This window comes from Micromonospora sp. CNZ299 (assembly GCF_002754415.1).
The window spans coordinates 1,832,088-1,845,597 of the sequence record NZ_PEFG01000001.1 but is presented as its reverse complement, the minus strand read 5'-3'; the positions used below and the strand labels follow the sequence as shown (position 1 = coordinate 1,845,597).

At 71.5% G+C, this 13,510-nt stretch carries 12 protein-coding genes and 1 pseudogene; 5 read left to right on the top strand and 8 right to left on the bottom strand.

Annotation, left to right across the window (positions count from 1 at the left end; translation table 11 throughout):
- Positions 1 to 26 precede the first annotated feature (26 nt).
- Positions 27 to 650: an HAD hydrolase-like protein gene (locus CLT68_RS08870; protein ID WP_099850052.1), complete on the bottom strand. Its 624-nt coding sequence runs from the start codon at positions 648 to 650 to the stop codon at positions 27 to 29.
- Between the two features lie 84 nt (positions 651 to 734).
- Between CLT68_RS08870 and CLT68_RS08865 the strand changes: the two genes are divergently transcribed.
- On the top strand, positions 735 to 3,218 hold the full coding sequence (locus tag CLT68_RS08865; RefSeq protein WP_099850050.1) for a helicase-associated domain-containing protein: 2,484 nt from the start codon (positions 735 to 737) through the stop codon (positions 3,216 to 3,218).
- Between the two features lie 42 nt (positions 3,219 to 3,260).
- Here CLT68_RS08865 and CLT68_RS08860 read toward each other — a convergent pair whose 3' ends face one another.
- Both CLT68_RS08860 and CLT68_RS08855 read right to left on the bottom strand, forming a co-directional pair.
- On the bottom strand, positions 3,261 to 3,500 hold the full coding sequence (locus CLT68_RS08860) for a hypothetical protein (RefSeq protein ID WP_099850047.1): 240 nt from the start codon (positions 3,498 to 3,500) through the stop codon (positions 3,261 to 3,263).
- A 98-nt stretch (positions 3,501 to 3,598) separates the two neighbouring features.
- On the bottom strand, positions 3,599 to 4,486 hold the full coding sequence (locus CLT68_RS08855; protein WP_099850045.1) for a L,D-transpeptidase family protein: 888 nt from the start codon (positions 4,484 to 4,486) through the stop codon (positions 3,599 to 3,601).
- A gap of 173 nt (positions 4,487 to 4,659) precedes the next feature.
- Between CLT68_RS08855 and CLT68_RS08850 the strand changes: the two genes are divergently transcribed.
- Entirely contained in the window at positions 4,660 to 6,339 is a 1,680-nt protein-coding gene (locus CLT68_RS08850; protein ID WP_088951217.1) for a DNA repair helicase XPB, read from the top strand.
- A gap of 276 nt (positions 6,340 to 6,615) precedes the next feature.
- Positions 6,616 to 6,822: pseudogene (locus CLT68_RS08845) on the top strand (hypothetical protein); the annotation flags it as partial.
- A 151-nt stretch (positions 6,823 to 6,973) separates the two neighbouring features.
- On the opposite strand, the gene CLT68_RS08835 reads toward CLT68_RS08845, so the two are convergent.
- Both CLT68_RS08835 and CLT68_RS08830 read right to left on the bottom strand, forming a co-directional pair.
- Complete coding sequence (locus CLT68_RS08835) at positions 6,974 to 8,239, bottom strand: glycosyltransferase (RefSeq protein WP_486482111.1); 1,266 nt, start codon at positions 8,237 to 8,239, stop codon at positions 6,974 to 6,976.
- Positions 8,240 to 8,243: 4 nt separating this feature from the next.
- Positions 8,244 to 8,747: a tetratricopeptide repeat protein gene (locus CLT68_RS08830; protein ID WP_158240872.1), complete on the bottom strand. Its 504-nt coding sequence runs from the start codon at positions 8,745 to 8,747 to the stop codon at positions 8,244 to 8,246.
- Between the two features lie 330 nt (positions 8,748 to 9,077).
- Between CLT68_RS08830 and CLT68_RS33730 the strand changes: the two genes are divergently transcribed.
- On the top strand, positions 9,078 to 10,673 hold the full coding sequence (locus CLT68_RS33730; protein ID WP_486482110.1) for a hypothetical protein: 1,596 nt from the start codon (positions 9,078 to 9,080) through the stop codon (positions 10,671 to 10,673).
- 198 nt (positions 10,674 to 10,871) lie between these two features.
- Here the strand turns inward: CLT68_RS33730 and CLT68_RS08820 are convergent, their stop codons facing one another.
- Complete coding sequence (locus tag CLT68_RS08820) at positions 10,872 to 11,060, bottom strand: TetR-like C-terminal domain-containing protein (protein WP_486482419.1); 189 nt, start codon at positions 11,058 to 11,060, stop codon at positions 10,872 to 10,874.
- A 175-nt stretch (positions 11,061 to 11,235) separates the two neighbouring features.
- Between CLT68_RS08820 and CLT68_RS33725 the strand changes: the two genes are divergently transcribed.
- Entirely contained in the window at positions 11,236 to 11,388 is a 153-nt protein-coding gene (locus CLT68_RS33725) for a DUF4267 domain-containing protein (RefSeq protein WP_486482109.1), read from the top strand.
- Between the two features lie 164 nt (positions 11,389 to 11,552).
- Here CLT68_RS33725 and CLT68_RS08810 read toward each other — a convergent pair whose 3' ends face one another.
- A complete protein-coding gene (locus CLT68_RS08810; protein ID WP_099856937.1) occupies positions 11,553 to 12,515 on the bottom strand; it encodes a zinc metalloprotease in 963 nt (320 codons plus the stop codon).
- Positions 12,516 to 12,674: 159 nt separating this feature from the next.
- Positions 12,675 to 13,427, bottom strand: a complete 753-nt coding sequence (locus CLT68_RS08805; protein ID WP_099856935.1) for a TIGR03089 family protein — start codon at positions 13,425 to 13,427, stop codon at positions 12,675 to 12,677.
- Positions 13,428 to 13,510 lie beyond the last annotated feature (83 nt).

Here is a 13,510-nt window from a genome sequence, read left to right as displayed (position 1 = left end):
TGAAAACCCCTGCTTCACTTGAGCCGCTACTGCTCCAAGGCTAGCTGGATCATGTCGTCGAGCGCCGCCGGGAATTGGGTGAGGTCGTTCAACACGACTTCCGCGCCTGCCGCGCGCAGCTCGTCCGGAGAGCACGGGCCGGTCGCCACGGCGATCCCCGGCACCCCGGCCGCCCCCGCCGCCACCATGTCCGCCACATGGTCGCCGACGTAGTGGGTCGCGTCGTGCTCCCGCAGGGCGGTCGCCTTCTGCTCGGCGAACAGATCACCGGCCAACTCGTCGACGGTGAGACCGAGGTGGTCCAGGTGCAGCCGGGCCAGCCGGCCCATCTTCGCTGTGACGACCAGCACACGGCCGCCCCGGGCCCGGATGGCGTCGATGGCCTCCCGCGCGCCCGGCAGCGGGACCGTCGGGGTGATCGCATACGCCGGGTACAGCTCGCGGTACGCGCGAACGGCCGACTCGACCTCTCCCGGCGGGAACCAGTACGCCAGCTCGCTGCGCAGCGGCGGCCCGAGCCGGGACACCGCCAGGTCGGCGTCCACCGGCACGCCCGTCCGCGCGGTCAGCGCCTCGAAGGTCGCGGCGATGCCGGGGCGGGAGTCGACCAGGGTCATGTCGAGATCGAAACCGACGGTCAGTGCGGGCATGCCGAGAAACGTACCCGGCGACACCTGCCCAGCCGAACGTCCGAGGGGCGCGGAAGCCCGGTGCCGGGCTAGCGTGGAAAGACGATGACCACCTCACTCGCCGACCACCTGCGGTCGCTGCCCGACGAGTCACTGGCCGCGCTCCTCCAGCTGCGGCCGGACCTCGTCGTGCCCGTGCCGGCCGACGTCTCCGCCCTGGCCATCCGGGCCCAGTCCCGGGTCTCGGTCGCTCGTGCGCTGGACGGGCTGGACCAGTTCACCCTCCAGATCCTCGACGCCGCCCGCCTCACCCGGAACCCGGACGACGGCACCACCACCACCGACACCGTGCTCGCCATGGCGACCGCAGGGCCGCAACCGCCGGCCCCGACCGCTGTCCGGGCCGCCGTGGGCCGGCTACGCGCGCTGTTCCTGCTGTACGGCCCGGAGCACGCACTGCAGGTGCTGCCAGCCGTCGACGAAGTCGCCCCGTACCCCGCCGGGCTCGGTCGACCGGCCGCGGAGCTGGACCCGCGCACGGCCGAGCTCTGCGCGGACCCGGCGAAGCTGCGGCGAACGCTGCTCGCCGCCCCGCCCTCGGCTCGGGCGATCCTGGATCGGTTGGCGGCCGGCCCGCCGGTGGGCAGCGTGCCCCCGGGCGCGTTGCAGGCACCGCCGCTGGGCGCGGAGGACCCGGTGCTCTCCGACCCGACCAACGGTGGCGCCCCGGCCGGCTCCCCGGTGCGGTGGCTCGTCGACAACCGGCTGCTGGTCCCCGTGACGACCGGGTCGTCGACGGCCGCCGGCACTGTGGAGCTGCCCCGCGAGGTCGGTCTGCTGCTGCGCCGGGACAGCGGCCCCCTCGGGCCGCTGCGCACGAGCCCACCGCCGGTGGCTGCCGCCCCCCGCGAGCCGAAGGCGGTCGACTCGGCTGGCGCCGGGCAGACGATGGAGGTGGTCCGGCACACCGAAGGGCTGCTGGAGCAACTCGCCGACGAGCCGGCGCCGGTGCTGCGCTCCGGTGGCATCGGCGTACGCGACCTGCGGAGGCTGGCGCGTACCGCCGGGCTGGACGAGCCGACGACCGCGCTGCTGCTGGAGGTGGCGTACGCGGCGGGGCTCGCCGGCGAGTTGGAGATGCCGGGTGCGACCACCAGCCGGTACGGGGCGGATCAGCAGGTGCTGCCGACCGGCGGGTACGAGGTGTGGCGGGCAGCCTCGCTGGCCCAACGGTGGGAGCAGTTGGCCCGAGCCTGGCTGAGCATGACCCGGCAGGTGGGGTTGGTCGGCCGCCGGGACGACCGGGACCGCCCGATCACCGCCCTCTCCGCGGAGGCCGAACGGGCGGGTGTGCCGGCCACCCGGCGGGCGGTGCTCGGCGTGCTCGCCGATCTGGAACCGGCGACCGCGCCCACACCCGAGGAGGTGCAGGACCTGCTGGACTGGCGGGCTCCGCGCCGCAGCCGGGGCCGGGATGCCGCCCACCGGGAGGTGCTGGCCGAGGCCGCACAGTTGGGCGTCACCGGGCTGGGGGCGCTCACCTCGTACGGTCGGCTGCTGCTGGGTGACCTGACGTCGACCGACGAGCGGGGAGGCGACCCGCTGGGCGTGCACGCGGACGTCGAGAGCGGTGACCCGTCCGCTGCCGCCCGGGCGTTGGACGCACTGCTGCCCGCCCCGGTCGACCACTTCCTGGTGCAGGCCGACCTGACAGTGGTGGTGCCCGGCCCGCCCGAGCCGGCGCTCGGCGTCGAGTTGGAGGCGATGACCGAGCTTGAGTCGGCCGGTGGGGCCAGCGTCCACCGGGTCACCACGGCCAGCGTCCGGCGAGCACTCGACTCCGGCTACACGGCCGACGACCTGCACGACGTGTTCCGGCGACGATCGCGTACTCCGATTCCGCAGGGCCTCACCTACCTGGTGGACGACGTGGCCCGTAAGCACGGTGGGCTGCGGGTCGGCCTGGCCGGGGCGTACCTGCGCAGCGACGACGAGACGCTGATCAGCGAGGTGCTGGCGGACCGGCGGCTGGAGTCGTTGGCGCTGCGCCGGCTCGCGCCGACGGTGCTGTGCACGCAGTACCAGGTCGGTCGCCTGCTGGGTGCGCTGCGCGACGCCGGGTACGCCCCGGTGCAGGAGGACGGCACCGGCAGCACCGTGCTGACCCGGCCACGAATCCGACGGGCCCCGCCTCGGGTCTCGGTGACCACCCGGACACTCGATCCGTTGGCCGCCCCGAAGCTGCCCATGCCCCGGCTGCTCGGGGTGGTGGAGCACATCCGGCGCGGTGACGCGGCGGCGCGGGCGGCCCGACGAGCGCCGGCGGTGGTGCGTGGCGGTGCGGCAGGGCTGGGCGGTGGCCCGGTGCCGGCGCACACGCACAGCGAAGCCCTGGCGGTGCTCCAGCAGGCGGTACGGGACAAGGCGCTGGTCTGGGTCGGTTACGTCGACGCGCACGGGGCGACCGCGTCCCGCCTGGTCAAGCCGGTCTCGATCGGTGCTGGCTATCTGCGCGCCGAGGACGAACGGACCGAGATGCTGCACACGTTCGCGCTGCACCGGGTCACCGCGGCGGTGCTGGCGGACTGACCGGGTCGGGTCGGCCGACGGCACCGACGCGGGCGCTGACGGTCAGCGGCGGCTGCGGCGAACCGTGCCAACCACCGAGATGATCAGGAGCAGCGCGAAACCGGCGCCTGCGGACTCCCCGACCGAGTCAATGAAGCCCTGTCGCAGCACCAGCCAGCCGAAGAGGAACCACCCGACAAGGAGCGTCGCCGCGACGGCGTACGCGATCACGGTCGCGCGTGACACCTCGTCGGGCGGTGCCGCCTGCTCATGCTCCGCGATCACGTCACGGTCGACCGTCATGCCAAGCCTCCCCGCCCGGTCCGGCCCTGGACTCCCAGCGTGACACTCGTTGGACCGGTCGGACAGGGGGTTATCCCCCGCGATTCGCCGCGTGTCGCTCAGGTGCCGGGGCGGCGGCCGATCAGCACCACCCGGGTGCCGACCTTCCCCATCTCCCACATCCGGACCGCGTCGGCGTGCAGGAGGTTGACGCAACCGTGCGAGCCGATCGGCTTGTCGTGCAGGTAGGTGGTGGTCTCGTGGAAGCCCATGCCCTGGGTGAAGTGCTGCCAGTAGGGCAGCCACACCTCGTACGGGTCGGACCACTCCCTGGGGTTGCGGTAGTTGACGGTGAACGTGCCGGCCGGGGTTCGGTAGCCGGACATGCCGGTGCGGGTCACCGTCGGCTCCATGATCACCTTGCCGCCGCGCATCGCCCAGACGGTCTGCCGGGTCAGGTCCACGCAGAACGTGGTGCCCGTGCCGGCCTTGCAATCGGCCGGGTCGGTGGTGGCGAGGCGTTGGGCCACGTCGTACGTGGTCGGTCCGGCGCGACCCTCGACGGGGCGAATGCCGTACCTCTTCTGGAACTTCTTGATCGCCGCGCAGTCGGCGGCGGACTGCCGGCCGTCCACGGTCACCGACCCGAACCCGCCCAACCGGGCCAGGTAGGTCTCCACCTCGCGCTGGTGCTGGCCCTGCGGGCAGCCGGCGACGGTCGGCGTGCCGGTGCTGGGTTTCGGCTTCGGCGTTGCGCTGCGTGTGGGTTTCGGCGTCGAGGACCGGGTTGCCTTCGACGTGGGGCTGGGCGCGGCCGGCGTGGGCCGGCCGCGCTGGTCCGGGCCGGGCGTGTCGCTCGCCCCCGTTGCCTGGTCCGCCGCACCGGCTGGGGCGGCTCCCCCGCCACCACTCCCACCGGACTGCGGATCGAACGTGCACGCACCAGCACCGACCAGCACGACCATCAGCAGGGCGACCAGCCGGGAGGTGCTCCGAACATGCTTCATGGCAGCTCCCCCTGACAGTCGTCCCTTTGCTAGACGTTCGTCAGTGCCGTCCCGGTTGCACCTGGTGAGCATCTTTCTTCCGACAGCAGGCACCGTGCAACACTGGATGGTCGGCCAGCAGCGGGTATGCGACCCGCCCGGGCCGGACGGCCAACCGAGGAGAGGACGCTCGCGTGAGCGGTGGACCACTGATCGTGCAGTCGGACAAGACCCTGCTGCTGGAGATCGACCACCCCGACGCGCAGGCGTGCCGGATGGCGATCGCACCGTTCGCCGAGTTGGAGCGCTCGCCGGAGCACGTGCACACCTACCGGCTGACCCCGCTGGGCCTGTGGAACGCCCGGGCCGCTGGGCACGACGCGGAGGGTGTGGTCGACTCGCTGCTCAAGTACTCCCGCTACCCGGTGCCGCACGCGCTGCTGGTCGACGTGGCCGACACGATGGACCGCTACGGCCGACTCCAGCTCGCCAACGACCCGGCGTACGGGCTGGTGCTGCGCGCGCTGGACCGCCTGGTGCTGATCGAGGTGGCCAAGAGCAAGAAGCTCGCCGGGATGCTCGGCGACAAGATCGACGACGACACCATCCGGGTGCACCCGTCCGAGCGTGGCCGGCTCAAGCAGGCGCTGCTCAAGCTGGGCTGGCCCGCGGAGGACCTGGCCGGGTACGTCGACGGTGAGGCGCACCCCATCGAGCTGGCCGAGGCCGGCAAGGACGGGCGCAAGCCGTGGACGCTGCGGTCGTACCAGCGGGAGGCCGTCGAGGCGTTCTGGGCCGGCGGGTCGGGTGTGGTGGTGCTGCCCTGCGGCGCCGGCAAGACCCTGGTCGGCGCGGCGGCGATGGCCGAGGCGAAGGCGACCACTCTGATCCTGGTCACCAACACGGTCGCCGGCCGGCAGTGGAAGCGGGAGCTGATCGCCCGCACGTCGCTGACCGAGGAGGAGATCGGCGAGTACTCGGGCGAGCGCAAGGAGATCCGCCCGGTCACCATCGCCACGTACCAGGTGCTCACCTCGCGGCGCGGCGGCGCGTTCACCCACCTGGACCTGTTCGGGGCCCGCGACTGGGGCCTGGTCGTCTACGACGAGGTGCACCTGCTGCCCGCGCCGATCTTCCGGTTCACCGCGGACCTCCAGGCCCGCCGTCGGCTGGGCCTCACCGCGACTCTGGTACGCGAGGACGGCCGCGAGGGTGACGTGTTCAGCCTGATCGGCCCGAAGCGGTACGACGCGCCGTGGAAGGACATCGAGTCGCAGGGCTGGATCGCCCCGGCCGAGTGCACCGAGGTCCGGGTGACCCTGACCGACGCGGAGCGCATGTCGTACGCGACGGCGGAGGCCGAGGAGCGGTACCGGATGGCGGCGACCGCCCGCACGAAGCTGCCGGTGGTCAAGGCACTGGTGGACCGGCACCCGGACGACCAGGTGCTGGTGATCGGCGCGTACATCGACCAGCTGCACCAGCTTGGCGAATATCTCGACGCGCCGATCATCCAGGGTTCGACCACGAACAAGGAGCGGGAGCGGCTGTTCGACGCGTTCCGCACCGGTGAGATCCGCACGCTGGTGATCTCGAAGGTCGGCAACTTCTCGATCGACCTGCCCGAGGCGGCGGTGGCGATCCAGGTGTCGGGCACGTTCGGGTCGCGCCAGGAGGAGGCGCAGCGGCTGGGTCGGGTGCTTCGGCCGAAGGCCGACGGCCGGCAGGCGCACTTCTACACGGTGGTGTCCCGGGACACGATCGACACCGAGTACGCCGCACACCGGCAACGCTTCCTCGCTGAGCAGGGGTACGCGTACACGATCGTGGATGCCGACGACGTCCTCGGCCCGAAGTTGCCGACCGTCGACTGACCCGCACGGCCTTGATCGACTCGGTTTTCCAGCCTTGATCGACTCGGTTTTCAGGAAGTCGCGGTGTCCGGGGCGCTCTGATGCCCCGGTTTCCTGAAACCCGAGTCGATCAGCGCGGTGGGCGCGGGTGCGGGGCGGAGACGGCGTGTCTCTCACGCTCGCTATCGAGCTGATGTCGTAGACGAATCAGCCGTCCGGCGTGGACCTCGGCCGCGGGCAACGCCGGGCAGTCACGCCTCGTGCACCGCGCTCCAGACCCCTCAGGCAGTCAGCAAGCGTCAGCGCTTCTTCGCGCGTACCGCCGCTCGGGTGCTGGTCCGGCTCAGCGCGCGGGTCGAGCCGGGCGGGGTGACCGTCTCGGCGGAGGACCAGCAGGGCGTACGTCATTGGGTCTTCTGTGACCGGCCTCTGCCTGGCGGCGCGCGGTGTGCCCTGCCGGTCGACCACGTCGCGCCGTGCGCGCGACGACCCCGTAGGCCCTGACCGGCGGCGCTCCCCGGCAGAAGCGGTCGACCAGGACCGCGAGCCGCCGGTCGTGGTCGGCGCGGCGGAGCCGGCCGTTGCGCATCGTTCCTCTTGCCCTGGGGCCTCCTGCCCTAGCCGGAGGCCGCAGGTCCGTGTCACGGCCGTCGGCTCAGATCGTCAACAGACCTCCGTTGCGGGTCTCGTCCTTCACCGCGATCAGGTTCGCCACTACGTACGGGATGTTGTTCGCCTGGTGGAAATCGCTCGGGAAGTACGTGCCCAGGCGAGACACCTGGAATCGGCAGCGGATTTCCGGCACGAAGCGTGCGTACTGGTCGTTGGTGAAATACCAGAACGAGTTCTCGTTGTAGAACGCGACGTGCGTCGGGTCCTGGTACGCGCCCCGTCCGTCCGAACTGGGCGTCAGGGACAGCAGCAACCCGTTCGGGGCGAGGACCCGGTACAACTCGTTGAAGATCCCGATCTTGTCCGGGATGTGCTCCAGGAAGTCGACCGCCCGGATCACCCCGACGCTGTTGTCCGGCAGGTCGATCCCCTTCGTGACGTCACAGACGATGTCCACGCCGTCCCCGGCACGGCGATCCAGCCCGAGGAACCCCTCCGGCTTGTTGTATGCCGCTCCCATATCCAGGGCCAGCAGGTCCCGCCGTTTCGCCCAGGCCAACGCGTTGAACTGGATGTTGCGGTCGTAGATCTCCACGGACCGCCGCTGGATGCGCGCGTTGACCTCAGGGTCGCGCTGAGTGTTTCGGGTGTGCATCCGTTGCAGGTAAAGGCACTTGGGGATCTGGTGGAACTCGGCCGCCTGGTACAGCCGGCACATCAGGTCGAGGTCGTCGGCCACGTCGAGTTCCTCGTTGTAGCCGCCCACCTTCTCGTACAGATCCCGTCGGAACGCCCGGACGTGGTTCGGGGCGTACCAGATGTAGCTGACGTTGTGCGGCGTCGGCTCCAGCGAGTAGCAGGCCAACACCTCACGCCCGTCGACCCGCTCGTCGCGGTAGCGCCACCCGTGCGCGGCGGCGAACCGCGAGTCGTCCCGGCCGTCGTCCTCGCTGATCTGGGCCGTGTCGCTGTAGACGAAGCCCGCCCCGGGGTTCGCGCCGAAGGCGGCCACGACCTCCGCCAGGCAGTCGCTGCTGAGCAGGTCGTCGTCGTCGAGTTCGACGAGGATGTCCCCGTACGCCTCGGCGCAGGCCTGTCGCTTCACAGCACCGACACCGGACAGCCCGTCCCGCACCAGGAGGCGGATCCGTGGATCGTTCGCCTCGGGGCGCCACCGGGTGCCCTGGTTGAGAATCACCACCCATTCCCAGTCCGCGTACGTCTGCGCCAGCAGGGACTGCAGACAATCGTCCAGGAAGCGGGTTCGGTTGCTACCCGTGAAAACCGTGACGTGTGGTGCCTTCACCACGCGATCACTTCTTTGTCTTCTGCGGGCGGAAGTCCTCGGGGACCGCCGACGCCAGCTTCGGGTCTGCATCGATCGCCGACGCGAACGCCGCCCGGGCGCCCGTCTGGTCGTGCTGCCTGACGAGCATCAACCCCAGCCGCAGGTACGCCGTGGAAGCGCCCTCATCGGCATCGACGATCTTGCGATACAGCGCGACCGCCTCGTCCGGCTTCGCCTCCTCCAACAGCATTGCCTTGTTGTAGAGGGCGGGCCGGTAGGAGTCGTCGATCTGCAGCGCTTTGTCGTAGGCCGCCACCGCTTCGTCGGTTGCGTTACGCGACTGGGCGAGGTAGCCGAGGTTGAACCAGGCGAACTTGTTGCCCCCCTGAAGCGCGACCACCTTCTCAAAGGTTGCCTTCGCCTCGTCGGACTTGCCGGCCTGACCCTGCTCGATACCCTGCTGGAGCAGGACCTTCGGGTCCCCCTGCCCGGCCCCTGGAGCGACGGTCCCGCCGGATTCCTTCGCCACGGGTGTCTTGTCGTCACTGCACGCACCCGCTCCAGCCAGTAGCACAGAGCCGCAGGCAAGCGTGCCGAATACCTGTCGCATTCTCACTGTCTTCCTCTTCCTGCCGATCATTCTGGGTGCCGATCAGGATGTGCCGGGCGCGCAGATGACGTAGACCTGGCCGATTTCTCCCCCCAGGATGCTGGCCTGCCATCCGACCGGAGTCTCTCCTTCTACGATCGGGCTATTCACGGTCACGATTCCGTTGCTGGTGTAGCCGCCGCCCGACGCCACTTCGCCGGTGGGGCAGCGGACGGTTATGAGGCCGGTAGCCAGATCAGAAGATTCGACATGAACGCCCGCCAGGACACCCTGGGCGCCTTGTGGGCCCTGGAAACCCTGCGAGCCCTGCGGACCGGCCTCGCCCTGCGGACCGGCCTCGCCCTGCGCACCCTGCGCACCCTGCGCACCCTGGAAACCCTGCGCACCTTGCGGACCGGCCTCGCCCTGCGCACCCTGGAAACCCTGCGCGCCCTGCGCACCCGGCTCGCCCTGCGCACCCTGCGCACCCTGCGCACCCTGGAAACCCTGCGCACCTTGCGGACCGGCCTCGCCCTGCGCACCCTGGAAACCCTGCGCGCCCTGCGCACCCGGCTCGCCCTGCGCACCCTGGAAACCCTGCGCACCTTGCGGACCGGCCTCGCCCTGCGCACCCTGCGCACCCTGGAAACCCTGCGCACCCGGCTCGCCCTGCGCACCCTGGGCACCTTGCGGACCGGCCTCGCCCTGCGAGCCCTGCGCGCCCTGCGCACCCTGCGGACCGGCCTCGCCCTGCGCACCCTGCGCACCCTGGAAACCCTGCGCACCCGGCTCGCCCTGCGCACCCTGGGCACCTTGCGGACCGGCCTCGCCCTGCGAGCCCTGCGCGCCCTGCGCACCCTGCGGACCGGCCTCGCCCTCCGCACCGTGGGCACCCTGGAAACCCTGCGCACCTTGCGGACCGGCCTCGCCCTGCGCACCCTGGAAACCCTGCGCGCCCTGCGCACCCGGCTCGCCCTGCGCACCTTGCGGACCGGCCTCGCCCTGCGGACCGGCCCCGCCCTGCGCGCCCTGCGCGCCCTGCGGACCGGCCTCGCCCTGCGGACCGGCCTCGCCCTGCGCGCCCTGCGGACCGGCCTCGCCCTGCGCACCCTGGAAACCCTGCGCACCCGGCGCACCCTGGGCACCCTGCGGACCGGCCCCGCCCTGCGCACCCTGGAAACCCTGCGCGCCCTGCGCACCCTGCGGACCGGCCTCGCCCTGCGAGCCCTGCGGACCGACCTCGCCCTGCGCACCCTGGAAACCCTGCGCACCCTGCGGACCGGCCCCGCCCTGCGCACCCTGCGCACCCTGCGGACCGGCCTCGCCCTGCGGACCGGCCCCGCCCTGCGCGCCCTGCGGACCCTGCGGACCGACCTCGCCCTGCGCACCCTGGAAACCCTGCGCGCCGGTAGCACCCTGGAAGCCACGTGGGCCACGCGGGCCGCGTTCGCCCTGCGGACCCTGCGGACCCACCTTGCCGCCATCATGGCGGCGCCGACCCGGCCCTTGGTCCTGCCACTGCCAACCCTGCGGATCGGACCATCCGTCGGGGCCGCCGTCCCGCACGAGAGTTGCGCCGGGCTGCCACGCCTGCGCCTGCCCGAACGGTCCGGGCGTGCCCTGGTAGCTACGCTCGGCGCGGGCCTTGTGGACCACCTCGGCCGCCTGAGCGGGGGTGACGCCGGTGGTCATCCCGGCAATGATCAGCACGGAGCCCAAACCCGACGCGGCCTTGACGTGCCTGGGACTCGCCAGCGGCTTACGTTCCGTCTTTTCCCTCATGTCCCCTCCACGGAACGGGTCGACACATCGCGAGCCCCTCCCACGACGCGCAAAAGTCACAGTATCGGCGGTAGCAGCCAATAAAGGGCAAATGTAACTTTGCACTCGAAACCCTAGAAATCGCCCACTCACGGCAGGTCTCCCGACGGGCATTGCTTCCGCACGGTGGTGTGTCAGACCCCCTGGCCGACCGGCGTGCCGGTTCAGATCCACGGGCATGGACCCTGCTCTCGGTCGGCTGACGGCGCGCGGGACGGCCGCGACAGTCCTAACCGGCGGTTCTTACCGCGAGAAGCGGTCCACCAGGACCGCGAGCCGCCGCTCGTGGTCGGCGCGGCGGAGCCGGCCGCTGCGCATCAGTGTGACCAGCCCGTGCAGGCCAGCCCAGAAGGTCTCGGTCAACGTCTCGAGGTCGTCGTCCCCAGCGACCGAGCGCACCGTCTCGGCCAGTTCGACGAATCCCCGGGCCAGGTGGGTCGCGCCTTCATCGGCGCGCGGTTCGGCTGGCAGCCCGGGCGGCGGCAGCCGGGTACGGGGTGCCGGCCCGGCCGGACGGGGAGCCCGCCTACCTGACGGTCAAGGGCCTGCGCGATCTCAGCTACGGGCTGATCGGCCTGGCCTGATCGCCTTCGCCACCGCCGATGCCGTGGCCTGGTTCATGTTGATCGTCGCGCTCAACCCGCTTGGCGACACAGTCGTCGTGCTGCGCAACGGCGGGACGAGAGCCGTCGCGTTCGGCAACCACTTCCCCACCGCCCTCGTCGTCCTCCTTGATCCCGCCCTGCTGTTCGCCAGCTGACCCGCGCACAGATCGTCGGGCCGACCCGTTCCGGGCTGACCGGCCACGACGTCGGGGGTGGGCAACGTGAGGATCGAGGGAAGGGCCGGGCTCCACCGGAAGGGTGAAGCAGACGGGCCGGCGGGTCGCCGCAGAGAGACCCGCCGGCACCGACTTCCAGAGGGCTACCCGGCGCCGCCGGCGCGGAACGCCACCCAGGCGTCGCTCATCCGGTCGGCCTGACCCGGCGTGAACATGTTCATGCAGGAGTCCTGCGTGTAGTCCATGAAGTTGTGGATCGGGTCCAACCCGGGCGCGGTGCAGGTGTCCGCACCCACCGGGCAGTCGAACTGCGGGGCCGCCTCGCGCGGGGTGTCCGCGACGAAGTCGCCGGCCGCCGAGCAGCCGTGCGCGAAGGTGTGCTCCAGCATCAGCCAGTGCCCGACCTCGTGCGTCAGCGTGTCACCCAGGGCGTACTTGCCGGCCGTGCCGCCCGGCATCGACTCGTCGAGCATCACCACGCCGTCGATGTAGTCGCGGCCGTTGTTGTAGCCCTTCGGGAAGTACGCCCAGCCGAGCAGCCCACCGCCGATGTTGGCCGCGTACACGTTCAGGGTGCGGGAGTCACCGGTGTGGAGGGCCTTCTTCATGTCCCGCTCGTTCTTGCCTGGCACGACCGTGTACCAGGCGCTGTTCACCGTCCACGTCGTGTCCACGAGCGAGAACCGGAACGGGGTGTTGGAGGCGTCTCCCGCCGTACGGCCCGCGAACGAGTCGTTGAGCACCGTCATCTGCGCGGCGATCAGGGTGTTCCACCTGGTCGTCTCGGCGGCGCTGAGGGGGTGGTCGGAGACCATGTGGAAGACGGTCGGCACCGTGACACTGCCGTTGGGCAGACGTGGCGCGTCCTTGATCACGCCGTAGGCGTTCGCCTCGTTCTTGGAATGCAGCTCCGGCTCCTGGGCGGTGGCGCCCTGGGCGACCCGGGCTGCGCTGTGCGCCTCGGTGCCCGGGTCGCAAGCCACGACACCTGGGGAGGCGGTCGCGGGGCCGGCCGTGGCCAGCGCCCCGGAGGCGCCGCCGGACGCCAGGAACGTCGCGGCGGTGGCGGTGAGGACTGCCAGTCGGAAGGTCGATCTTCTGCGCATCGGTGCACCTTTCAGTGAGGGAGGCGGTGCGTGGTCGATGACGTCGTTGTTCCGGTATGAGAACATGCCAACGGCATCGACAAAAGACCCTCTGAGCAGGGCAGATGCCGATGTAACGGAACAGGGCCGGCCGGCGCTGTTTGGGCCGGTGCGGCCCGATCAGAGGACCCGGGTCACCCGCTCGGCGGCGACGATCGCGTCCCGCCGCGCCGGGTCGAGGTTGGCGCTGATCACCACTGACGCGCCGGCCGAGAGCGGCGCGAGCAACCACTTCAGCGGCTGCTCGGTCTCGGCGGCGTCGACCAGCAGTCGGTCGCCGGCGCGCAGGTCCAGCATCGTGGCGAACTCCTGGGCGAGCGCACCCCACTGGCCGTAGGTGGTGCCGTCCGCTGTGGCCGGATCCGACGGGTGGATGGCGGTGTGGTCGGGCGCGCCGTCGCCGTACCGAAGCACCTCTGCGGACCAGTCCAACCAGCCCAACGGCACGTCGTCCAGCCGCCCCGGCCCGGTGCCGACGAGATAGCGGTGCGCCGCGTCCGGCACCTCCTCCAGCCAGTCGTCCTGCCGCTCCGGCGTCACGAAGACCGCGTCGAACGGCCGGTCACCGCCGGGCTCAAGGACCGGCAGGCCCGCCGTGGCGCGCGGTCGGAACGACACCGCCAGGCCGGAGGCCCAGGCGCCCAGCAACACCGCGGCGGTACGCCAGTGCGGCGGCAGCAGGACCGCTACGCGGCTGCCGGGGCCGAGCCCGCAGCCGTCGCGCAGGAGGCTCGCGCTGCGCGCCGCCCAGGTGCCGACCTGCTGTGCGGTCAGGTCGACGCGCTCGCCGGTCGCCTCGTCGCGGTAGCTGAGCAGCGGGTGTTCGGCGTCGGCGGGTCGGGCCGTCAGGTCGGCCGTGACGGTTGGCTGCATCTCCACGCTCCCCGGGTCGACGTCGGCACCACCCTACTCAACGACTTTCGTCGCGCCCGTCGTCGGCCGATGGCCGTAGCGGC